A 22,206-nucleotide genomic window follows, 5' to 3' on the forward strand; every position below is an offset into this window, starting at 1 on the left:
CATGATCCCCTTATTCCAGCAAATCATCACCTATGCTCTGCTACCGACCGTTGCCCTGACCGGCGGAGGGTTGGTTGCGCTGTTCGTTCGCTTTGGCGTACAGGTACGTTCGGCCATTCTCCACTTTGCGGCAGGGGTCGTGTTCTCAGTGGTAGCCGTCGAGATCCTGCCCGATGTCGTGCGGCTGCATGACCCTCTGCTGACGGCGGTCGGGTTTGGCATAGGGATCGGTCTTATGCTACTGATTCGACGATTGACCCAATCGCCGGAAGAGGCTTCTACAAAGCTGGAAGCGGATATGGCTACTACAGAAGCGGCAAGTAAGTTGTCAGACGCATCCACGTCGAGCGTGGATGCGTCGGGTAGGTTTCCGTTAACGTTTCTGCTGGCAATTGGCATAGATATCCTCATTGACGGACTACTGCTCGGTATTGGCTTCGCAGCCGGGGCCAAAGAAGGTATTTTGTTGGCATTTGCACTGGCGGTCGAGGTGCTTTCGTTGGGACTAGCCACGGCTACTTCCTTATCCGGGGACGGCGTACCACGTCCCCGAATCGTTTGGCTGTTGTTGGGTTTGTCACTTTTATTCTTCACCAGCACGGTAGGTGGAGCGACGTTACTTCACAACCTGCCTGAAACGGGCTTAGATGTGGTGCTGTCGTTCGGGCTAGCTGCCCTCTTGTTTTTAGTCACGGAAGAATTGCTGGTTGAGGCCCACGAAACGGACGAAAAACCGTGGATGACCGCTACGTTTTTCGCTGGATTTCTTTTGTTTCTAATTCTGGGCATGGTAGCCTAATCCCAGTTTCTAACGCGACATCTAATGAGCCACAAGAAAGCTTATAAACCCAGATTAACCGCTTTATCCCGGTCGCTGATTGCCCTTGCCGTTGGTGGTTCAGTGTGGCTAATGACAGCAGGTCGGTTGGGTTGGCAAACACGATTGTTGTTGGGATGGGTAGCCTACGCGATGACCGTGCTGGTATTGATCTGGCTGATTATTATGCGGGCTGATGCCAAAGAGACGGCTCAGCGGGAAGACGAAAGCCGACCGGCTATTTTTCTTTTCACGGTTGGTGGGGCTTTGGTAAGCCTGGTGGCCGTAATCATTCTATTGGGCACAGTCAAGGGCTTGTCGTCCTCCGAAGCCACGCGACACGTAATCCTGTCGGGAATAACCGTGGTTAGTTCGTGGATATTGACACACAGCATCTTTACGCTGCACTATGCCCGTTTATACTATGATCCTGACAAGACGGAACGAGTTGGTGGTCTGGACTTTCCGGGAGATGAACCACCCGATTACCTTGATTTTGCCTACTACTCGTTTGTGATCGGCATGACGTTTCAGGTATCGGACGTAGCCATTACGGCCAAACCAATTCGGCGGCTGACCCTGTTGCATAGCGTTCTGTCTTTTGCCTTCAACACGCTCATTATCGCGTTGACAATCAATACGCTGTCTGGTCTGTTATGACGTACAACCCAACTAAACGATGGATGCGATCTTTATCGGAAGCCTGACACTAAGCCTGTTGCACGCCCTAATACCCAGCCATTGGCTGCCCTTCGTAACCATCGGGCAAACCGAGGGGTGGAGTCTGCGGCAGACGCTCACCGTCACGGCTATTGCGGGACTGGCTCATACCGTCAGTACCACCCTGCTGGGCGTACTGGTGAGTCTGGCGGGGTGGCAACTGGCCGAGAATTATCACGACCTGTCGGAGCGGGCTATTCCACTGCTTCTGTTGGCGTTAGGTATCTGGTATTTGATGCAACACCTGCGGCACCGGCATGTTCACGATCACATTGATGCTGGGTCGGTCCGTAAGCACCGTTCCTTCTCAGCCCTGCTGTTGTCGCTGGTACTGGCGATGTTTCTGTCACCCTGTCTGGAGATCGAAACCTACTTCCTCAGCGCAGGTGCGAAGGGCTGGGCAGCGGTGTGGCTGGTGGCCCTCATCTATAACACCATCACGCTATCGGGAATGCTCCTGATGGTCATGCTCGGACGACGGGGTTTGCAGCAAGTCAACGCGCACTGGCCTGGCGCGGCCCGGTTCGAGCACAACGAGAACCTGATTACCGGCCTGACCCTCGTCGGGCTGGCACTAGTCAATTTTTTCATCGAATTCTGACCAATAACATGGCACAAAATCATAACGATCCGGCGTTTCGGCGCGACCACGATGCCGATGGGCATGACCACGATCACGACCACGACGATGTGGAGCTGATCGAGGAGGGCACTACCCCGGCTGCGGATGCTGCTCCGGCAAAAAAAGGCCCAGAACAAACCTGGCGCACCTATGCCCCGGCTATTAGTAGTTTGGTGCTGCTGCTGAGCGGTATCGCCCTGGATAAGTACGCTACCGGTTGGTTCAAAGACCCTGTGCGGCTTATCTGGTACATTGTGGCGTATCTGCCCGTTGGCTGGCCGGTGCTGCGCCGGGCGTGGAGCAGCAGCATCCGGGGCGATGTCTTTACCGAATTTTTCCTGATGAGCGTAGCCACCCTCGGCGCGTTTGCCATTCGCGAATACCCAGAAGGGGTAGCCGTGATGCTGTTTTACACCATCGGCGAGTTGTTTCAGGATGCCGCCGTGCTGCGGGCGCGTCGGTCGATCAAGGCCCTGCTGGACGTGCGGCCCGATGAAGTGACGGTGCTCAAAGAGGGGAAAGCGCAGGTAGTAAAGGCTGCGACCGTAGCGGTGGGGGATGTCGTACAGATCAAGCCGGGCGAGAAGGTCGGGCTGGACGGAACCATGCGTTCCAGTGCCGGTACGTTCGACACGGCAGCCCTAACGGGTGAAAGCGTTCCACGCACCATCGAAAAAGGAGAGGCTGTACTAGCCGGCATGATTAACCGCCAATCGCTGATCGAGATGGACGTAACGACTCCTTATCAAGACTCCAAGCTGTCCCGTATTCTAAAGTTAGTGCAGCAGGCAACGGGTCGCAAAGCCCAGACGCAGGAATTCATTGCCCGCTTCGCTAAAGTGTACACGCCCATTATCTGTTTACTAGCGGTATTAATCACCGTCGTACCCTATTTCTTCGTGGCCGATTACCGCTTTGCCGACTGGCTCTACCGGGGTTTGGTGTTTTTGGTCATTGGTTGCCCCTGTGCATTGGTTATCTCTATACCGCTCGGCTATTTCGGCGGTATCGGAGCCGGGTCGCGGCAAGGTATACTATTCAAAGGCTCGGTATTTTTAGACCTGATGACCCAGCTTAAAACGGTCGTTATGGATAAAACGGGTACGTTGACCAAAGGAGTGTTCAAGGTACAGGAAGTGAAGGCAGTGGGCATAGAGGCAGGCCAATTGGCTCGGCTGACGGCGGCTTTGGAAAGCAAATCGACCCACCCGGTAGCCACCGCAATTTTAGACTATGTAGAAACTGGATACGATGCGGTGTCAGTTGATGAGGTTGAAGAAATAGCCGGTCATGGGCTGAAAGGCCGGGTTGACGGTAAAGAGATGTTGGCCGGTAACGCCAAGCTGCTTCGGAAGTTCAACGTAGCGTTCGACGAGGCCCTAACCAAAATTCCTTACACCATCGTGATGACGGCCATCGATGGCCAATTTACGGGCTACTTCACCATTGCCGACGAAGCCAAACCCGATGCCATAAAGGCAGTGGCTCGTTTGAAAGCCGAAGGCATCCGTACCGTGATGCTGTCGGGTGACAAAAGCGCGGTGGTCGAAGCGGTCGCTAAACAAGTGGGGGTAGACGAATGGCACGGCGATCTGTTGCCCGAAGATAAAGTAACGCAGGTCGAGCGGCTCAAAGCCGAATTGGCCGGTAATACAAAGGCGAAGCTGGCGTTCGTGGGTGACGGCGTGAACGACGCACCGGTGGTGGCTCTGGCCGACGTAGGCATGGCAATGGGGGGCTTAGGCTCCGATGCGACCATCGAAACCGCCGATGTAATTATTCAAAACGACGAGCCGTCCAAGATTGCCACCGCTATTGAGATTGGCCGGGCCACACGGCGAATTGTGTGGCAAAACATTACCCTCTCGCTGGTAGTAAAAGGCATCGTACTGGTATTGGGGGCTGGTGGCCTGGCCACGATGTGGGAAGCAGTCTTCGCCGATGTGGGTGTGGCAATGCTGGCTATTTTGAACGCCGTGCGGGTGCAAAATCTCAAGTTCAATTGATAAACGTGTCGCGTTCCATCGTCACTACTAAGAAAGGCTGATGACGATGGAACGCGGCAGGATACAGATGTCTCCGTGTTTTGTTTACTCAACTCAGCCGGTGTTCTTTTCGCTGAAACGATGTGAATGCGACAAGACCAATCAACAAACCAAAAAGAATCAGCGATGATCCTTGGGTACCAAAGCCAAGACCCCCTTTGTTAGTCGATTTAGTGAGCAGGTCACCAAACGTGGCACCGAACGGACGAGTCAGCACGAAGGCAATCCAGAACAGTACGACTGAAGAAATTCGGCTGAAATAGTGCGCCAGAATAACCAAACCGATTAACGAGCCAATCAGCAGCGCACCACCGCCGAAGCCCAATCCCGAATCATCAGCCAGGTAATCACCCAAGGCTGTTCCCAGCGTATTGGAAACGAGAATAGCGGTCCAGTAAAAACTTTCGGGTCGGGCTGTTTTGATATCTGTCACCGACAAACTTTTCTCCGACCGATACCACACCGCCAGAACAACTCCCAGCAGTACCACCAAAATGGCCGAGCCGGTTGCATAGCCAAGCCCAAGCGTTCGGTCCATATAGTCCGACATCGTTGTCCCGGCGGTGCTGGTCGCTAAAATAACCGACCAGTAAAGGGCAGGTACGTAACGTTTGGCGCGGAGTTGTAGCAGTAGAACAACCACGAAAAAACCAATCAGTATCAGCGAACTAAGGCCGTAGCCTACATTCAGCGTCTGCGCCAACAGGTCACCTGCTGTTTCGCCCAGGGTTGTTGCACAGATTTTCATAACCCAGAACAGCAGGGTGATTTCAGGTACTTTTTTCATGATGGATGGATTACGCGCCTATGGAACAAAGCCCGAAGCGCAGTGGGAAGAACTAACAGCAGCAGGGGTAATCCGGCAACGAAGCCGCCAATCACCGCGACTGCCAGCGGCTGTTGCATTTGCGCCCCCAGCCCAAAACCCAGTGCCAGGGGCATCAGGGCAAGGATGGCCCCGATGGCCGTCATTAGTTTGGGGCGAAGCCGCAGGGCAATGGCATAGTTGACCGACTCGTCCACATCACCGGTTCGGGCCAGCGTGTGTTCAAACTGATTGACCGTGAAAATGGCGTTCTCAGCGATGATACCCACAATCATGATGATACCCGTGTAGCTACTCACGTTCAGCGGGATGCCAGTTAAGTACAGTGCAGTAATACAACCGGTGATGCCCAGCAGCGAGAGCAGTAACACCAGCACCGATAGCCACCAGTCTTTGAATAGGAACATCAGCACGGCCAATACCAATAACGAGGCCAGTGTCAGAATGAGCAGTAATTCACCAAACGACTGTTGTTGCTGGGCGTACGCTCCGCCGTAGCCAACCGTGTAGCCCTGGGGTAGAGGCAACTTTTGAGCAAACTGCGTTTGTATATCGCGGATTGTGCTGCCTAAGTCCCGCCCGTTCAGCCGGGCAGTCAGCACCACGGAGGATTTAAGATCTTCACGTCGTTGCTCAATCTCTCCGCCCAGCACCGTTACCCGGCAGAAGAAGGATAGCGGTCGGGTGGTGCCGTCAGGTAGGAAGATCAGTACGTTCCTTAGCTTATCTAAATCGTTTTGGTCAAAGTTGGCAAAGCGCAACACCATCCGGCGCATCTGCTCGCCATCCTGAAACGAGCCGACTTGAATCCCCGCCGTGAGGGCCGCCTGCGCGGGCGAGGGTACGGGCTGGGCCGCGTTGGGGCCGAGGGATACGCCCCCCGTGTAGGCCGTAAGTTGAGTCTGAAAGTCGATCAAGCCAATCTTGTACTGACTCAACTTAGCCTGATCCGGCTCGAAAACCAGCGACGGCCCCGCTTCAACCAACCCGTCGTTTACGTCGACCACCCCCGGTATCGTCTCCAGAATGCCCGATGCCTGTTTGGAAAGCGTTTGTAACAGGATGTAATTATCACCGAACAGCTTGATCTCGATTGGCTGGGGGGTACTCATGAGATCACCTAACAGATCGGCGATACGCTGACCGAACGAAATACTCAGCACCGGTTGAGCGGCATTGATACGTGTCCGCAGATCGTCAATGACTTCGACGGTCGTTTTGGTTCGGTTTGTTTTTAGCTGAATCGAATAGTCGCCGAAATTGGGCGGCACCCCCCGGAACCCCATGCTGATGCCCGTTCGTCGGGAATAGGTCGCCACGTTGGAATCGGCCACAATAATCTTTTCCGCTTGGCGCAGAATCCGATCCGTTTCCTGGATAGACGTACCCGGTGGCGTGAAGTAATCCAGCACGATAGTCCCCTCGTCGAGGTCGGGCAGAAAGCCGGTTTCTAAACGACCGTATGAGAACCATGCTCCAAAACCCAGCAGCCCCACTAAAAGTAATGACACAACCGGCTTGGTGAAGAGCTGCGTTAACCAGTACAGCCGACGTACCTGAGCGAATTCATCGACAGCATGAGCGTTCTTGGAAGCTTTGAAACCAATTAATAGGTGCAGTACCGGCAGCAACAGCCACGTTACTAAAAAAGAACAGACCATCGTGATCTGCATGGTATCGGATAGCTCCCGAAAGAAGCTACCAGCCAGCCCGCTCATCAGTCGAAATGGAAAGTGAATGACGATGGTAGAAAGCGAGGAGCCAACCATCGCCGGAAACAGGTTATGAAGGGCCTCCTGCACCACGGCAAACCGGTTTTTCTCCGGTTCCTCTTCATGGACGCGGTAGATCTGTTCGATGATAACGATGGCATCGTCGATGATCAGCCCGATAGAAGCAGCAATTGCCCCCAACGACATAATATTAATGCTAATGCCCACCACGTAAAGCACTAAAATCGTAAAGGCCAGCGTAACGGGAATCGTCAGCAACACCACCGTGGAAGCCCGCCACGACCGTAGAAAGACGATCATGACCAAGATAGCCAGCAGCAACCCTTCGTAAATGGTCTTGATGACACTGTGAACACTATCGCCCACGAACGCCGACTGGTCATAGTAGGGTTTGAGCCGCATACCACGGGGCAGGATCTTACGAACCTCAACCGCTTTGGCCTCAGCGTTTTTAGCAAAGTCAATCAGGTTCACGCCCGGCTGTTTGACCAAATCGATTTGCACCGCTTGGTGACCATTGGCGTTGATCACTAAAAATTCCTGTTGCTGTTCCTGCACCTCAACACGGGCAACTTCGCCGAGCGTTACCATCCGGGTACCGTCGTTTTTGACAATCAACGCATTCAGTGCGTCCACGTCGAGCACTCGTGTGTCGGTCAGCGTCAGGTAAAGCCGTCTGTAGTCGGCTACGTAGCCGTTGGACAGTACGTTATTGTTGGCGTTGATGGCGGTTATGAGAGCCGAGATGGGCAAGTTCACCGAAGCCAGTTTCACCGCATCGGGTATGACCACAATCTCTTTAGCCTTTCCTCCCCGCACCACGACGTTAGCAATACCCGATACCTGCGAAAACAGAGGACGTACCAGCAAGTTGGCGCGATCTCGCAACGCAACTAATCCGTGCTGGTCGCTTTCCAACGTATAGCCATAGACCGGAAACAGCGACTGGTTCATGGCCTCAATGGAGAGGTTCACGCCCGGCGGCAAGAAGTTGCGAATCTCATTGATCCGGCTCTCGACCTGCGTCTTCTGGGTGTAAATATCCTGCCCCCACTTGAAAAACACGTCGATGGTGCAACTACCCCGGCTGGTGCTGCTCTTAACAATCGTTACGCCATTGACTTTCTTAACCGCGCTCTCCAGCGGCTTGGTAACGGTAATCATCATCCGATCAATGGGCTGCTGACCGTTGTCGACAATGATGGATACACGCGGGAACAGTACTTCGGGAAACAGATTGGTCTGCATCCGGGTATAGGCATAGATACCGGCGATCAGCAACAACACACCCGTGAACAGAATGGGGCGACTAAACACCTCAAAATAAGAACGACGAACCGGTTCATTGGTTGGCGTAGTCGTGGCGGAAGCAGAGGGCTGTTCGGTCATCGCTTTGCCGGAGTTACCAGTACACGGGCTGTGTCGGGCAGGCCGTAATTGCCTTCGGTGACGATGCGGTCACCAATTCCGAAGTGGGGGGAACGTACCTCTACTGTCGTGGTCGTTCGTTCGCCAAGCTGAACGGGCACTTTGATCGCCGTGCTATCATTCAGCAGTCGCATAACCCAAAAGTGTTGCAGCATCTCGTCGCTGAGTACGGCGGCTTTGGGCAGCAACTGGGCTTGGGCGTTAGCCTGGCTGGTCACGTCAACCTGTACGGTTAGGTTTTCGGGGAGTGGAATGGGGCGAGTAATGCGCGCTAATACACTCTGAGTTTGAGCCAGCGCGTTGACCGTCGTTAAGGGGGTGGTGAACGTAGCAGTCAGGGCGCGGCCATCGGGCAAACGTACCCGGCAGGTTCGACCGGGCCGGGCCAGAGCCTCATATTCGTAAGGCACGTTGACCTGCACGGCCAAGGCACTATTTTCTGCGATGGTGCAAAGCTGGGTGCCCTCCAGCACGTAGTCGCCCGTTTGCTGCTTATCGAACGTACTGATCACGCCCCCCGACGAGGCCCGCACCGTGACTAAGCCAATAATGGCTGTATCGCCCGAAATAGCCAGTCTTCCCAGGGCGCGTCGCTCCTTAGTTTCTAATTGGTAGAGCGGCTGGCCGGCACGTACCTGTGCGCCCAGGCTAACGTACACTTTTGTGACGAAGGCGGCCACGGGTGCCGTAATGGCATTTCGGCGCAGATACAGCGTCGTCCCGAACAGCGTCAGGCTATTGCTGATGCCGCCCCGACCAACGGCCTGCACGGTAACGGGCGTTCGGGCGGTGCGGGTTTGCTGCTGGGACGCATCGGTAGCCTGCGGCTTGTTGCAGGCAAACAAGCCCATCAGCAGCAGCACGCCTGTAGATAGCTGAAGACTAAGCCGTTCACTACCAGTTATAATAATTGTACGCATTGACAAGTAGTTGACGATTCGATTGAATCAGTAAGGCATCGCGCCGAACGGCGACCATGTTTTTCAGAACGGTGATGTAATTGATAATGGAAAGCTGACCCTGTAGAAGTTCGCGCCGGTAAGAAGCCAGCACGGCTTCGTAGCCCGCTATCTGCTGCCGGAACACGGCGAGTCGTTCGTCAAGCCCTCTTAACTCACCCCGTATCCGCTCCCGACGCACCCCATTCTGCGTGTCGATGAACCGGCGGTAGTTGCCCAGGCTCTGTTGTAGGATACTGGTGCGTTGCGCGTTGATACGCTTCTGGTGCCCGTCGAAGAGTGTCCAGACCAGGGAAACGCCCGCACTAAACCCAAAGCGACGGGGGATGTCGGGGATGTAGGACGTATTTAGCCCGGCGTTACCGAACGCAATCCATTGAGGTCGGTAACGCAAATCGAAAATGGTTTGCTGGGCAGTTAGGGCTACGCTATCCAAAGCGTATCGTTGCGTGAATCCAGAGGGTACTGAGCCGATGTCGGGAGCTATGACCAAGTACAGTGGAGCCAAATTGACTAACGTGGTATCGGCGATGCCGCTTAACGCATTCAACTCGAGTACATCCCGTCGGTAGGCCGTTTGGTAGCCAACGCGCAGATTCTGCTGGGTTTGGGCTTCGATGTCAACCAGCGTTAGGTCCGATTGCTTGAGCAGCGAAGACTCGACAAACTTCTGGACAATCTGCCGCTGTTCGCGTAGCACCCGCAACAGGCTATCGGTATACTGCACCTGCAAGCGGTCCTGCAAACACAGAATGTACTGATCGGTAACAATCTTTTCAACGTCGTGCTGACCCAGCCGGATCACCGTCTGACCAACCTGAGAAGCCAGCACAAACGGCGCGGCAAATGCTTTTGCCCGAAATAAATTAGAAATGGGTTGCGTGGCCGAAACCAGTCCCTGATACAAGCCACCGTTGGACACCGCCAAATCGTACCCGAAGTAGTTGGTTGCTCCCGACGAATTAAGTTCTGGATGAAAGCCGCCTTTATCGGTTGAGAAGATCGGAGAGAACTGTGCGTTGCCCGTCACCTGCACCAGCGGTTTTGTGTAGAATGCCTGAAGACGCTGAGCCTCCAGCGCATTAGCCTGCAGCTGGTTTTGGTTATCACGAACAAGTGGACTGGTTTGACGGGCATTTTCCAGGTAATAGTCTAATGTCCGTTGGGGCTGGCCGGATTGAGCCAATACGCCGACTGCCGAAACCAGATACAGTCCAGTCAACAACAGCACTACCCTCAGCTTGCTGTCCTCTGGTTGTTTCGTTTGCATACGCTGTCCATCAGTGATTCTCTTGATGCCCTGATAAAAAAGCACCACGCCCAAATCCAATTCGGTTTGGGTAATGCAAACGTCGTGGTCAATCTTGAAGTAAATCTGTATCTGGTACTGATGCTGTTTATGAAGCGTTAGCGCAAACGAATCAGCTTCTGATAGACCGATTGATCCTTACTGCACGGAATCTATTGCTTCAGATTTGCCTCAGAATCTCCCTGTACGTTTGATGTAATTTTCAGCCGCACTCGCTTCGCTTTTGGAAAAATTCGATTCGATCAGGCAACGGCGGATATCAAAATCTCCGTATGGCTTTTTGTATACCTCTGATCCGTCAGCACGAATACACAGTCAGCAAAACCGCCCAGCCGGGGGCAGAAGTAGAGCGGTTAATTGAATTAACAGTCAACGTTTTAAAACAAAATAGTTATGAAAAACACAATGCTGGCAGCAATAATGGTTGCTGCTCTTTTCGCCGGAAATGCCCAGGCCCAGAGTGGCAAAGCACACAAAAAAGAGGCTGTCACTGAAGCCAAAGCCACCGTAGCCAGTGATAAGGCTACGCTGAAGGAGTTAAAGTCGGATCGCAAGGATGACAAACTGCGTGGAGACCGACAGGCGTTGAAAGCAGATCGGAAACGCACGTTCAAGGCCGACAAAAAGCTGCTGAAAGACGAGGTTAAAAAAGACGCGGCTGTCGTCAAAAAGAAGCTGTAGTTATCTATTCCCGAACGGGCCGGCATAGAAACCGGCCCGTTTTTCATTCACCTACATGCATCGGCAATTCACACCTGTTGGTAGCCCAATACCAGACAAGATTCGTATTCTATGCGCCTTTTATTCATCGTGCAGGGCGAAGGTCGAGGTCATTTGACACAGGCTATTTCGCTGGCGCAATTGCTTCAGGAAGCTGGTCATGAGGTTATAGGTGCCTGGGTCAACGTGGCAACAGGACGGCCCGTGCCACCCTTTTTCGTCGAGCAGTTCACCGCCCCGATCATCTCCCTGCCCGGACCGGCACTTGTTTATGATCCGCAAACCAACGCCCTCGATCTGAAAACGACCATACGGGTTATTATTCGACAACTGCCAACGTTCCGTCAAAGTGTTCGTCAACTCAGAATGGCTATCCTGACCGAGAAGCCGGATATTGTCGTCAACTTTTTTGAACTACTTGGTGGCCTCACTTATGGGCTGTACCGGCCCTCCACGCCAATGGTCTGCGTAGGGCATCAATGCCTGGCGTTTCACGATTCGTTCACGTTTCCAAAAGGCAGTTGGTTCGACAAACTGTTATTCAAAGCATTGGTCCTTCTGAACAGTTGGGGCGCAACCGAGCTTTTCGGCCTGTCGTTCGACCAGCAAACCGACGTACCCAGACGTCGGTTGCGTGTAATGCCTCCCCTGCTGCGACGAGAGCTTACCGCCTGCCGTATCCAAGATGACAGAACGGACTGCTGCCCCTACGTACTGGCTTACACCACGCAACCCGGCTTGGTGAGCGAGGTGCTGGAAGCACACCGACAATGCCCGGAGATGGTTGTCCATTACTTCAACGCCACGACGCAGGAAACCCAAGAGCAGGTGGACAACCACCTCTTTTTTCACCGCATCGACGGCATTCGCTACCTGAAGTACATGCAGCACTGCGAAGCAGTAGTAACTACAGCCGGATTTGAATCCGTTTGTGAAGCCCTTTACTTAGGCAAGCCCGTGCTGATGATGCCGCAACCTAATCACTACGAACAGGCTTGCAACGCACTCGACGGGCAGCGGGTGGGCGCGGGGTTGGCGGCTAATCGCTTTGACCTGCGTCGACTGCTGACGTACCTGCCCACGCATGACCACTCGGTGAGCAATCGGTTTAAAAACTGGTATGCCAGTGGCGAATGGCGGTTTGTGATTGCCCTACAACGTCTTATTCCGCCGACTAACTCGGCCACCTGAGCTAATAGGTGTCGGAACCGACACAACTCAACTGATCTATGAACACATCCCTCCTGTCGTGGTTATGTCTGCTTGGTGCTGCTTTTTGTGAGATGGCCTGGACGTACTCGCTGAAATACATTGATCTGCCTGCTCTTAAAACACTCCGGTGGGCAACCCTGTACCGCTCCGACGGCGGCATGGCTGTGCTGTGGCCCTGGATTGCCTACATCGTGTTTGGTGTCGTTAACTCGGTGTTGCTGGCCATTGCCATGCGAACCATCCCAACGGCGATGGCTTTTGCCGTATGGATGGCTACGTCGCTCATCATCCTCAAAGTAACGGATGTGCTGTGGCTAAAGGCAGGTTGGTCATTTACCGAATTGTTTTTCGGGTTCGTCATCATCGTTGGTATTGTTGGCCTGAAATGGGCCGGGTCAACTCACTGAGCTAACTCCTACGAACAGTACCTGATATAGAAACCTACCTAACTCACTAAAAATCATACTTTTCTAATTTTCCCCCACGAAAGATATAAGCCTCATAACTGTGTCGGTCAATGCCGTATACTTCTTCGAGGAACACTTTATCTGCCCCTCGACTAAGTGCATTCACGTGAGCCTGCTTATCGGGCGGCAGTTCGGAGAGTTTAATGCTACGCTCAAACTCGAATCCCTCATCGTATTCAAACTCCAGGGCGAATAATTGTTTACGCCATTGAAGTTGAGTTTCAAGACCATCAGAGAAAGGCGCGTAATCAATGTCAACACCGTTCTTGTTGACAACCTGCGCCGATGCTTCGGTAAATAAACTGAGTCCCGACACGACCATAGCGGCATAGCCGACCCGACGGAAGAGACTCTCACTCAGCCGGGGGAGCAGCCACTTCATGCCCCAGGAAGACACAAAAGCGGCTACGGCAATCACGGCACCAAACGTTAACGCCTTGCCCGTCAACAGGCCAAACGAAGCGTACAACGCTAATTTCACTACGTGCAGTAGAACTTCGTTCGCGGCTCGTGTGGCAACAATCTCTTCCTTCTGTAACCCGTAGCGCAGGTAAAACCGATTGAATAATAAGCCAACAGCCCCCGTTAACCCGGAAACGAAACCCGCAGCCGCCCCAATGATTGCCAGGTAACCTTTGGGCAGCGGATGCGTAGTCTCCAGTTCGGCGGTTGAGCGGAAAATTAAGGGCAGGTTAGCCATTAGGAACAAACCCATCAGCAGTTCGAGGTATAGCGGGTTAATGTAACTGAGTAGCCGGGCACCCAACCACACGGCGGGCAGGGCCGGTGGCACAAACCAAATCACGACATCCCACCGAATACGCGACCAGAAAGCGACAATCCGGGAGGCCGAACTGGAAACAGTGCCGATTGACAGGGCAGCCGGAACCTGTGCGCCTGGTACGATAGAGCCTAAAACAGGTAACAGCAAAAGACCGGCCCCTCCGCCACAAACAGCACTAAGCGAGAAGGCCAACAGGGCACAGCCAAATAATAACAGACCAGAGGCAATCATCTATGTATCGAAAAACTTGTCAAGTTGGCGATACGTATCAACTTGTTTCGCCAACCAATCGTACAACTGCGTGAAAATTGAGTTGATAGTTATTTCTTACTTTAGGTACTGTTTTGCTTCTGTGCTCAGAATCGGATATTCAGCCAGATCAAGGACTTTTTTGTAAAATAGCCGCGCTTGTTGCGGTTGATTGGTCCGAGCGGCCACCCGCGCCCGTACGGCGTAGGCCCACGCTTGGTAAGCTTCATCTTTAGGCTGCTTTTGCAGGGCAGTTTGAGCCAGGGTATCCGCTTCGGTCAAAGCTCCCTGCGCCAATTTTAGTCGTGCCATCAATAGCAGACCAATTTGCCGATAAAAAGGCTGCCAAATAGTCAACACGCTGTCGATTAGTGGAATGGCTTGCGTTAGTCGCCCTGCATGTAACAGCACCTCGGCATATCGTACTACGAAGAAAGGGTTGTTCGGATACTGCTTGGTCAGTTGTGCCAGATATGGCAACGCTTCCGAAGCGCGGTTCTCATAATCGGCCAGGATGTGGGTAAGGTAGAGTGTGGCCTCCACCTGCGAAAACAACGATTGCTTCGAGGCTATTCCCAACTGAGCCAGCCCATTTTGCTTGTCGCCGGAGCGCATAAACCAAACCAACGGTTTATAAACCGGGTGCAGTTCAGGATATTCTTCGCGGTAATAATCGTACAGCCCCGACGACAAACTAAAATCGGGATATTGCTGCCGATAGGCCCGCCCCTTTTGAAGGTAGCTATACGCCTTTTTAGCGTAACCTACCGACTTAAGCGTTTGGTGATCAAAATACGCCATGCGCGTAAGCATCGCTTCCGTCGTGAAATAAGTGAATATCAGTTCGGGATCATCAGGCCGCTTGTCGAGTTGCGTTTGCGTTTCGTCCGCCGTTTTTTCGAGCAGGCTCACCAACTGCCCCCGTAACCGGTCGTCGGTGCGGGCAGGGAACCATTGCCAGTGCAGCCGAACCGCCCGAAGTAAATCCACGGCGGGATGATGGGCCGTTTGCATATCCAACCGATTGATTAGCCCGTCTGCCTGATCTGGATTATTGTTATAGATTGCCTGTAGGGTTTGCCGAACCAGCGTTTGCTGGGCTGCCATAGGGCCGATGCCGACTGACTGAGCTAACAAACTACCCGTCCACAGCAAACAACACCCTACGATGGCAAGCCGCCATTTATTGATCAGCGCGAACAGCGTCATAACGATAGTAGAAAGACCCGGTACTAACCGGGCAGCACTTAATTGGTTAATGAACGTCGGTTTCGACGCCGGGTCAGTTTCCGTTTGACCCAGGGATACACGTGGTAAGCGGCTTCGGCAGATAGTAAGCCAATACCGGCTCCAACCAGCACGTCCGAAATCCAGTGTTTATCATTCACCATACGGAGGTACCCCGTCGAACCGGCCATTGCGTACCCGGCTATCGGGATCAGTACGTTGGTTTGCCCAAACTCCCGGTCGAGAACACCAGCCCCGGCAAACGCAAACGACGTATGGCCCGACGGGAACGACTGGTTGTTGGACCCATCGGGCCGAACGTACCCGGTGGTTTGTTTCAATCCGAATGTCACGGCCCCGGCAATGGCATTGGCCGTCAGCCACAAACCAGCCCGGTCGAATGGGGTAGAGCGACCTTTGACACCCGCAGCCGTTAACCCAGCCAACAACGCGCTGGGACCATACGACAAATAATCGTCGAGGTGGGTGCGGTAGCCATTGACGTGATCCTGAATTTCGCCCCGTACCCGAAACCGATTGAAAGCGTGGTTGTCGGAAAGCGTGTATAAGCCCGTGCCGATGAACACTGAGGGGATAACCAACCGGGCAACTGATAGCCGGGGCGGGTGTTCCGGCGACCCGTTTGGCAGTGAATCGGACTGGGCTGAACTCTGGAGTGTCCAGCCGGTGAGAATGAGTAACCACAACAGCCGAGGGTACCAGACTTGGCTCAGCTTTGACTTAACTGGAAAAATCATAACGTTGAGTAGATACAAACTGGGGCAAGGTTCGCTCCCGAATCTGTAGGAAAACTGATGACATCTTAACGTACCCACCGGACGTATCCCTATTCGGGAACGACACCGGGCGTTGTCAATCAGTTTAAATGAACGGCTCCAAAGGCAATGAGTGTGGGGGCATAGTTGGTCGGTGGTAATTTCTCGGCTAACCGAGCAGGGAGCGGACCGTAGTAAGCCTCAGCATCGTAGGCTTCGGGCAGGCGCAGAATGACGTGAATGAGCAGGTCAAATACATCGGTCAAATGTTGAGCGGTATCAGCCGGAAACGTCAGACCCGTAACTAAGGCAATATCGGCAAGCACCTGTTCGAGCTGCCAATCGGTCAGTCCCAGATCCCGGCGAAGGTCGCTGAAAAGTTTGACGCGCCAGGTCGCAATCCCTGTGCGTTTGTGCAGGATACGCCGTAGGGTTCGGATGCTGAAAGTCGGGGGTATCATACACGATTGGGGAAAACAGTAGGAACCGATTCGCGCTCAACAAATCGGTTCCTGAATCTGGTTAGAACGTCAACACGGCTCCAAGTCCAACACCCCGACGGCTGGGTACAAACCGTAAGGTTGTAGCGGCCCGACCGTTGTAGCGATCAGCCGCCCGGCGAAATTGCACCCCGGCCCGGTGGTTCAACCAAAGTGACGTAGCCCCCAGCAGTACCCCGCTCCCTGTCAGGACAGCACCGACTACCACTTCATCGCCATGCCCATCATTGCTGTTCTCGCCGGAGGTGTTGGTATCGGTTGGGTCATTATCTCGGCCCTGAGACTCGTTGCCCATGCCGTCATGGCCCCCTCCGCCTTCACCGGCTACCAGTAAGCCCACACCCGTCCCAATCAAGGCCACGGCAGGAATAGCCGTGACGACTGACCAGGTACGTAGCGAACGACCTTTATTGAAGCTTGTGAGCGCGTCAGGCTGGTTGTAGAGTAACGACTTGACCTCTGCGTTACCCAGTCGCTGCCCATTGGCAGCATAGAAGTGGCTGAATAAACCCCCTTTATACCGCAGCCCGTCCATGCCTATAGGTGCCAACTTAGTGGCCGTCGAAGCTGCATCTGACTTGGTCATTGGTGATGGTTTGCTAAGTAACGGTCCGCTGTTGGTGCCAAATGAATCTTTGCTGCCATTGGCATACTTAATCAGCAGTACGTCGCGGAGCGGAGCCGAATAAACGGGGCCTTCAGGATTAGATGCCTTGCGGTATTTCAAGTCGGCTTGGTTGACTTCCAGCACTTTAGCGGAAATTTCCTCGCCGTTTCGGAGAACGATGTTGTCCTGGGCGTAAGCGAATGTGGCCGTCAGGAGGGTGGCCACCAGAGTAAGTACACGCATTGATTTGATCGGTTAGATGCTCATGATTGATTAGCAGAAAGGCATACGGCATTGTGGACCTGCGCCGTTGCCTGATGGGTAGCCTGAAAATTTATTTTTTTCGGAGGCAACGGCGGCTGGCGATAGTTCCGTAGGATACTACGGTTAGTAATCCCCTGATGCCTGTGCTATTTCGACGAAGTAAAAACCTCGCTCTGCCCGACATTCTTGACGGTTGTCGTCGCGAAAAACCGGCGGCTCAGAAGCAGTTGTTTGAGGCTTACTACAGCTTCGGCGTGAGTATCTGTCTGCGTTACGCGGGTAGCCGGGAGGAAGCCGAGGAGATGTTCGATGATGGCTTTCTGCGGGTGCTCAACAAGATAGCGTATTACGACCCGGAGCAGCCGTTTGATGCCTGGTTTCGGACGGTCATGGTGCATTCGGCCATTGACCACTACCGGCGCAACAAATCCCCGTTGACCTATACGGACATCGACGAAGCCTATGACGTGGGGGAGTCTGACAACCTGCTCGAACAAATGGCCGCCGACGAAATTATGGCGGTGGTTCAGCAGTTACCGCCTGCTTACCGTACCGTTTTTTCATTGCACATAGTGGATGGGTATTCCCATCCCGAAATTGCCCAGATGCTGGGAATTCACGAAGGAACATCGCGCTCAAATCTGGCTAAAGCGCGCCAGAAACTACAGGAATTGCTTATGGATTGGACCACTACACGTTCAGTAAACCGACGAAACTATGTCTAACGAACGTTTCGACCGACTGATGAAACAAAATCTGGAATCGGTCAGGCCGGGCTATCAGCCAAGTGCCTGGAGCCGCTTTCGGAAACGCCTGCCTTTGGGCTTTTGGGCCAGCTTACTACCCTACGGTGGCTGGGTACTCAGTGCCTTGATGCTGACGGGCTGGATGACCACCCTCTACACGCTAAACACGAATCAGCTGGTGATTAAGCAGCTAACCAAAACGCTGCCTGTACGCACCGAATCGGTTAACCTAACTCCCGCTCCGTCAGCACCGGCAGCACCGGCAGTGTCCACCCACCGGGTAGATACGGTATATGTTGTACAGCGCACGGTGGTTGAGCATCGCTACATACGTGAACGGGAGGCTAACGTGCAGATTAGCGGGAATCAGGAAAGCAATCAGGTACGTTCAAGCAACGACCCAGCTAATCGCCGGCAGAGTCGGTCTGAACGGGAAGCTGATAGCGCACGGTCAGGTGGTATTTTAGAAGAGTCAAAACCCTTGGCGGCTCCCCATCCAACGACCAGCGACACAGACAAACGGGATCAACCAAGCTGGAGTAATACCAGCGGAAGCAGGCCAGACAAGCCAGGCTCAGGTGATGTAATCTCCAGCAATCAGGCGCGTCAAATTCTACCATCGCCTACCAAGGGGTCCATAGTTGATTCGGCGAACCGGGTTATTACCGAAGCCACAGCGGCCATTCCCGTTGATTCAAACCAAACCCTGAACGGCAGATCCACGTTGACCAAAGTCGATTCAGTGACTCAGAAACCGGCTAAACCGGAAGTCATCCCTTCGGCGTCAGAACCGGCCAAGGAAAGCCGTCCGCCGTTCCGGTTGTCGTCGTTACAGCCTCGCATTGGCATTGAAACGGGAGCCACGTTGGATGGCGTGGGCGTTGGACCGGCCATTGAGTTCTTCCCAACTGAAAATCTTGGCCTGTCCGTGGGTGTGCAGGCTTCGCAGTTACAACTCGAAGAACACAAAGAACTAAGGGATTTCAACGCGGCAACGGGGGCGGAGTTTATAGAGAAGTACCGTGCCTTCTTGCCAGCCCAGTACGATCAGATTAAGGATATTTCGGTACGTACCTCGTTGGTTAGCTTACCTGTGAACCTAAAGTACTACGTACCCCTGCGCCGAAATTGGTCGCTGCTTTTTCAGACCGGAACCAGTTTCGACATAGCCGCTTATCAACAAGTACGTTACGAAAGTTATTATCAGGGGAACGAACAGTATCATTCGTTTGAGGTGGATGCTCAACCGCGCTTCTTCCACAACTTCATGTTTGGGGCTGGGGTACAGTATCGACGTCCGCGCATCTCGGCTCAGTTAAGCCCGTACTACCTCTACGATTTCCGAAGCATCGTTAACACCCCGGCGGGCAGCAAAGTGGGCATCAAAGCATCGGTCTGGCTGGATCTGTTCAAGTGAGCTGATCCAATGAGAAAACTATCTGTAGCACGAAACTACAGTAGGTACTCACGCATCAAAACAGGCTTCTTGATGGGTAAAGCAAGCCATTCGGCTTGGTTATCTTGACTGGTCAGCGCACAGCCCGTTACGTTTGTGCGTAGGTGTCAGATTTGCTTCAGATTTCAGCAGAACCTTTGTGGCATCTTGGCGCGGTCAACCCGGTTGATCTGGCCCTTCTAAATGCCGTTTCTGATGAATACTCGTTCTTTACTCCTACTCAGCGCATTTGTACTACCACATTGCCCGGCTTGGGCGCAGCTCACCGGACAAGTAGTAGATGCCAGCACCCGGCAGCCAATGCCTTTTGCTTCTGTGGCTGTCTGGCAAAAAAATGGTCACGACAGCACCTTGCTGGGTGGTAGTCAGACTGACACGTCGGGCCGTTTCGTCGTGACTAACCTGCCCTCTTCGCCGGTGTGGGCCAACGTTTCCTTCATGGGCTACCAGGCTGTTCGTCAGCGGGTGGTACTGTCGGGTACGCCGGGGCGGGCCGATTTGGGTACGGTTACTCTTCTCGCTGATGCTCATTTGTTGAATGAGGTGAAAGTGATGGGCGAGAAAGCCGACCTGACCATGAATGCCGAAAAGCGGGTGTTCAACGTTGGCAAGAATCTCACCAGTTTGGGCGGGACCGCCGAATCGCTGCTACGTAACGTTCCTTCGATCAATCTGGATGAAGGCGGCAATCCCAGTCTGCGCGGCCTGGCTACGACCATCTACGTCAACGGCAAACCCACTCAATTGACCCTGGCCCAGATTCCGGCCAACCAGATTGAGTCGGTGGAGTTGATTACAAATCCTTCTGCCCGGTACGATGCCTCCACATCGGGCGGGATCGTCAACCTTGTTTTGAAAAGAAACCGGGAGCCGGGATACAATGGAATGGTCAGTGTCGGGGTTGGCAACAACCACCGATACGATGCTACGGCTAACATCGACTGGCACGAAGGCAAGTGGAACGTGACGGGTCTTTACAGTCTGAACGCTACGCAGAATCCCCTAACCGGCTATGTGAACCGCGTTAATCGGCTGGCTGGTTCGGGAGTGCCGACCAGTTATTTCGACCAGAACACGCTGATCAACCTGAACAACCGGTTCCAGAACAGCCGCGTGGCGATAGACTATGCAGCCGACAAACGAAACGTTTTTTCGCTGGCCGGTACATTGGCGAGCGGGGCATTCAACACCGTCTCGGCCCAGCAGTACACGTACCGGGATGGGGCTGGCAACCGCACCGGCTACGGGAGTCGTGACCTTGACCCACAGAACAATTTTACGAACCTGGGGGCCGAGTTTGACTGGAAGCACAGCTTTGCCCGCAAAGGACAAGAGCTTATCCTCATGACCTCGTTGACTCGAAACCGGGTATCGAACGCGGCCAATTGGCTAACCACTTCCTTCAACGCGGACGGAACGAGTCAGCCTACGTACCCCGAACGAGACCGCATCGACGGACGCACCATCGGGAATCAATACTTGGTTCAGTTGGATTACGTCCACCCCCTGAGCGATTCGGCCAAGTGGGAGTTTGGGGTACGTAGCTTCACCTATAATCGTGATACCCAGTACTTTTTTAATCAGTTGCTTGAGGGCAACAGCACGTATGCCCTTTTACCTACCTACTCCCAAAACGCCGACATCCGGGAAACGGTCAATGCCGCCTACGCCCTCTACACCCGAACGCTTCGGAGTGGCATTACTATCCAAGCAGGTCTGCGACTGGAACAATCGAGTTTGCACGGCCTCTCGCGCTTTGATGGCACCCGTTTTGGCTACGATTACCCATCCAGAACGGGGCAAAATCTCTTTCAGTCATTTTTTCCCTCCTTCTCGGCGACCAAAAAACTTAGTGAGACTTCCGAATTAGGCCTGAGCCTCAGTCGTAAGGTGGGTCGTCCCAACTTCCGACACGTATTCGTTGGTATCCAGGCGAATGATCGGCAGAACATTACCATTGGTAATCCAGCCGTGCGGCCTGAGTTTGTCAACACCGCCGAACTGACCTACACGCACACGAAGGGGTCACTGCAATGGCTGGCGACGGCTTACTACATCTACGAAGACCACACGATCAAACCATTTACGCAGCCCTCAGCGACTGATTCAACGATCCTGGTTACGACGTTCATCAATGTGAAAGCCGATATCCAATACGGGCTTGACCAAACGCTCAAGCTCGATCTGGGTCGTCGGTTAAGCCTGATCGGTAACCTGAACCTGCGCAACTTTACTATTCAGTCGGAAACACTCCAGAATCAATTGTGGGTGTACAATGCCAAGCTGAATCTGACGTACCGGTTCCCCGCCAACATCACGGCGCAGGTAGGTGCTTTTCGCGACAGCCGGGGCGTGTCGCTACAGGGCTATCGGCAAGCAGTCAACTCGATGGACGCGGCCCTCCGCAAGAGTTTTATGCAGAACCGGGCCAGCGTAGTCTTTTCCGTCAACGACGTGTTTAATTCACGCCGGTTTATTACTACCTACGAACAGCCGACCATCTTTCAATCGTCGATGAACCGGCGCGAAGTGCGGTTCTACAAAGTGACGCTCCAGATGCCGTTGGGCCGACCGGGCGCAACCTCCCGGCGCAATGGGCGCAAACTCGAACGCCCCGACGTTGATTTTAGCAGCTAAGCGGCACCCCATTGCTCAAGCGGGGCTGTCTTTATCCACCGGCAAATGCCGGATGGTGAAGACAGCCCCCGTTTTTTTGGTGTCAGTTTTATCCTTGATGAA

At 53.7% G+C, this 22,206-nt stretch carries 19 protein-coding genes; 10 read left to right on the forward strand and 9 right to left on the reverse strand.

What is annotated here, in order from left to right:
* Position 1: 1 nt before the first annotated feature.
* From ACAW74_RS28055 to ACAW74_RS28070, 4 genes are read left to right on the forward strand one after another with little or no spacing between them, the layout of a single operon-like run.
* Positions 2–799, forward strand: coding sequence for a ZIP family metal transporter (locus ACAW74_RS28055; RefSeq protein WP_370701561.1), 798 nt, complete (start codon positions 2–4; stop codon positions 797–799).
* 24 nt (positions 800–823) lie between these two features.
* Complete coding sequence (locus ACAW74_RS28060) at positions 824–1,477, forward strand: DUF1345 domain-containing protein (protein WP_370701562.1); 654 nt, start codon at positions 824–826, stop codon at positions 1,475–1,477.
* Between the two features lie 19 nt (positions 1,478–1,496).
* Positions 1,497–2,138, forward strand: coding sequence for a hypothetical protein (locus ACAW74_RS28065; protein WP_370701563.1), 642 nt, complete (start codon positions 1,497–1,499; stop codon positions 2,136–2,138).
* An 8-nt stretch (positions 2,139–2,146) separates the two neighbouring features.
* Positions 2,147–4,165, forward strand: a complete 2,019-nt coding sequence (locus tag ACAW74_RS28070; protein WP_129606127.1) for a heavy metal translocating P-type ATPase — start codon at positions 2,147–2,149, stop codon at positions 4,163–4,165.
* Positions 4,166–4,253: 88 nt separating this feature from the next.
* Here ACAW74_RS28070 and ACAW74_RS28075 read toward each other — a convergent pair whose 3' ends face one another.
* From ACAW74_RS28075 to ACAW74_RS28090, 4 genes are read right to left on the reverse strand one after another with little or no spacing between them, the layout of a single operon-like run.
* The gene (locus ACAW74_RS28075; RefSeq protein ID WP_129606129.1) at positions 4,254–4,991 is read right to left on the reverse strand and encodes a COG4705 family protein; all 738 of its coding nucleotides are present in this window, start codon (positions 4,989–4,991) and stop codon (positions 4,254–4,256) included.
* Positions 4,988–8,152, reverse strand: coding sequence for an efflux RND transporter permease subunit (locus ACAW74_RS28080; protein WP_129606131.1), 3,165 nt, complete (start codon positions 8,150–8,152; stop codon positions 4,988–4,990). Before ACAW74_RS28080 ends, ACAW74_RS28075 begins: the two co-directional genes overlap by 4 nt.
* Positions 8,149–9,111 carry an efflux RND transporter periplasmic adaptor subunit gene (locus ACAW74_RS28085; protein ID WP_129606133.1) on the reverse strand — a complete coding sequence of 321 codons (963 nt, stop codon included), beginning with the start codon at positions 9,109–9,111 and terminating at the stop codon, positions 8,149–8,151. Before ACAW74_RS28085 ends, ACAW74_RS28080 begins: the two co-directional genes overlap by 4 nt.
* Entirely contained in the window at positions 9,086–10,420 is a 1,335-nt protein-coding gene (locus tag ACAW74_RS28090) for a TolC family protein (protein ID WP_370701564.1), read from the reverse strand. Before ACAW74_RS28090 ends, ACAW74_RS28085 begins: the two co-directional genes overlap by 26 nt.
* Before the next feature lie 432 nt (positions 10,421–10,852).
* Here ACAW74_RS28090 and ACAW74_RS28095 point away from each other — a divergent pair, with 432 nt between their 5' ends.
* From ACAW74_RS28095 to ACAW74_RS28105, 3 genes are all read left to right on the forward strand, one after another.
* Entirely contained in the window at positions 10,853–11,140 is a 288-nt protein-coding gene (locus ACAW74_RS28095) for a hypothetical protein (protein ID WP_207366800.1), read from the forward strand.
* A 111-nt stretch (positions 11,141–11,251) separates the two neighbouring features.
* Positions 11,252–12,370, forward strand: coding sequence for a glycosyltransferase family protein (locus ACAW74_RS28100; protein ID WP_370701565.1), 1,119 nt, complete (start codon positions 11,252–11,254; stop codon positions 12,368–12,370).
* A 38-nt stretch (positions 12,371–12,408) separates the two neighbouring features.
* Positions 12,409–12,798 (forward strand): DMT family transporter, encoded by a 390-nt coding sequence (locus tag ACAW74_RS28105; RefSeq protein WP_129606141.1) that lies wholly within the window; start codon positions 12,409–12,411, stop codon positions 12,796–12,798.
* A 46-nt stretch (positions 12,799–12,844) separates the two neighbouring features.
* Here ACAW74_RS28105 and ACAW74_RS28110 read toward each other — a convergent pair whose 3' ends face one another.
* The 5 genes from ACAW74_RS28110 to ACAW74_RS28130 form a co-directional block, all read right to left on the reverse strand.
* On the reverse strand, positions 12,845–13,873 hold the full coding sequence (locus tag ACAW74_RS28110; protein ID WP_129606143.1) for a sulfite exporter TauE/SafE family protein: 1,029 nt from the start codon (positions 13,871–13,873) through the stop codon (positions 12,845–12,847).
* A gap of 96 nt (positions 13,874–13,969) precedes the next feature.
* A complete protein-coding gene (locus ACAW74_RS28115) occupies positions 13,970–15,100 on the reverse strand; it encodes a tetratricopeptide repeat protein (protein ID WP_129606145.1) in 1,131 nt (376 codons plus the stop codon).
* Between the two features lie 38 nt (positions 15,101–15,138).
* A complete protein-coding gene (locus ACAW74_RS28120) occupies positions 15,139–15,825 on the reverse strand; it encodes a phosphatase PAP2 family protein (RefSeq protein WP_240699482.1) in 687 nt (228 codons plus the stop codon).
* A gap of 170 nt (positions 15,826–15,995) precedes the next feature.
* The gene (locus tag ACAW74_RS28125) at positions 15,996–16,355 is read right to left on the reverse strand and encodes a hypothetical protein (protein WP_129606149.1); all 360 of its coding nucleotides are present in this window, start codon (positions 16,353–16,355) and stop codon (positions 15,996–15,998) included.
* 61 nt (positions 16,356–16,416) lie between these two features.
* Positions 16,417–17,244 (reverse strand): hypothetical protein, encoded by an 828-nt coding sequence (locus ACAW74_RS28130; protein ID WP_129606151.1) that lies wholly within the window; start codon positions 17,242–17,244, stop codon positions 16,417–16,419.
* Positions 17,245–17,402: 158 nt separating this feature from the next.
* Here ACAW74_RS28130 and ACAW74_RS28135 point away from each other — a divergent pair, with 158 nt between their 5' ends.
* The 3 genes from ACAW74_RS28135 (at position 17,403) to ACAW74_RS28145 (ending at position 22,104) form a co-directional block, all read left to right on the forward strand.
* Positions 17,403–17,990 (forward strand): RNA polymerase sigma factor, encoded by a 588-nt coding sequence (locus tag ACAW74_RS28135; RefSeq protein WP_129606153.1) that lies wholly within the window; start codon positions 17,403–17,405, stop codon positions 17,988–17,990.
* Positions 17,983–19,428 (forward strand): outer membrane beta-barrel protein, encoded by a 1,446-nt coding sequence (locus ACAW74_RS28140; RefSeq protein WP_370701566.1) that lies wholly within the window; start codon positions 17,983–17,985, stop codon positions 19,426–19,428. The genes ACAW74_RS28135 and ACAW74_RS28140 overlap by 8 nt, the downstream gene beginning before the upstream one ends.
* Positions 19,429–19,662: 234 nt before the next feature.
* Positions 19,663–22,104, forward strand: a complete 2,442-nt coding sequence (locus ACAW74_RS28145; protein ID WP_370701567.1) for a TonB-dependent receptor — start codon at positions 19,663–19,665, stop codon at positions 22,102–22,104.
* The last annotated feature ends 102 nt before the right edge of the window (positions 22,105–22,206 follow it).

Source organism: Fibrella musci (assembly GCF_041321105.1).
Classification (GTDB): domain Bacteria; phylum Bacteroidota; class Bacteroidia; order Cytophagales; family Spirosomataceae; genus Fibrella; species Fibrella musci.

Excerpts from the sequence above, each read along its gene's own strand:
- ACAW74_RS28090 (WP_370701564.1), bottom strand. The coding sequence starts at position 10,420 with ATGCAAACGAAACAACCAGAGGACAGCAAGCTGAGGGTAGTGCTGTTG.
- ACAW74_RS28140 (WP_370701566.1), top strand. The coding sequence starts at position 17,983 with ATGTCTAACGAACGTTTCGACCGACTGATGAAACAAAATCTGGAATCG.
- ACAW74_RS28110 (WP_129606143.1), bottom strand. The coding sequence starts at position 13,873 with ATGATTGCCTCTGGTCTGTTATTATTTGGCTGTGCCCTGTTGGCCTTC.
- ACAW74_RS28115 (WP_129606145.1), bottom strand. The coding sequence starts at position 15,100 with ATGACGCTGTTCGCGCTGATCAATAAATGGCGGCTTGCCATCGTAGGG.
- ACAW74_RS28060 (WP_370701562.1), top strand. The coding sequence starts at position 824 with ATGAGCCACAAGAAAGCTTATAAACCCAGATTAACCGCTTTATCCCGG.
- ACAW74_RS28105 (WP_129606141.1), top strand. The coding sequence starts at position 12,409 with ATGAACACATCCCTCCTGTCGTGGTTATGTCTGCTTGGTGCTGCTTTT.
- ACAW74_RS28125 (WP_129606149.1), bottom strand. The coding sequence starts at position 16,355 with ATGATACCCCCGACTTTCAGCATCCGAACCCTACGGCGTATCCTGCAC.
- ACAW74_RS28070 (WP_129606127.1), top strand. The coding sequence starts at position 2,147 with ATGGCACAAAATCATAACGATCCGGCGTTTCGGCGCGACCACGATGCC.
- ACAW74_RS28100 (WP_370701565.1), top strand. The coding sequence starts at position 11,252 with ATGCGCCTTTTATTCATCGTGCAGGGCGAAGGTCGAGGTCATTTGACA.
- ACAW74_RS28135 (WP_129606153.1), top strand. The coding sequence starts at position 17,403 with ATGCCTGTGCTATTTCGACGAAGTAAAAACCTCGCTCTGCCCGACATT.
- ACAW74_RS28080 (WP_129606131.1), bottom strand. The coding sequence starts at position 8,152 with ATGACCGAACAGCCCTCTGCTTCCGCCACGACTACGCCAACCAATGAA.
- ACAW74_RS28095 (WP_207366800.1), top strand. The coding sequence starts at position 10,853 with ATGAAAAACACAATGCTGGCAGCAATAATGGTTGCTGCTCTTTTCGCC.
- ACAW74_RS28085 (WP_129606133.1), bottom strand. The coding sequence starts at position 9,111 with ATGCGTACAATTATTATAACTGGTAGTGAACGGCTTAGTCTTCAGCTA.
- ACAW74_RS28055 (WP_370701561.1), top strand. The coding sequence starts at position 2 with ATGATCCCCTTATTCCAGCAAATCATCACCTATGCTCTGCTACCGACC.
- ACAW74_RS28145 (WP_370701567.1), top strand. The coding sequence starts at position 19,663 with ATGAATACTCGTTCTTTACTCCTACTCAGCGCATTTGTACTACCACAT.
- ACAW74_RS28130 (WP_129606151.1), bottom strand. The coding sequence starts at position 17,244 with ATGCGTGTACTTACTCTGGTGGCCACCCTCCTGACGGCCACATTCGCT.
- ACAW74_RS28065 (WP_370701563.1), top strand. The coding sequence starts at position 1,497 with ATGGATGCGATCTTTATCGGAAGCCTGACACTAAGCCTGTTGCACGCC.
- ACAW74_RS28075 (WP_129606129.1), bottom strand. The coding sequence starts at position 4,991 with ATGAAAAAAGTACCTGAAATCACCCTGCTGTTCTGGGTTATGAAAATC.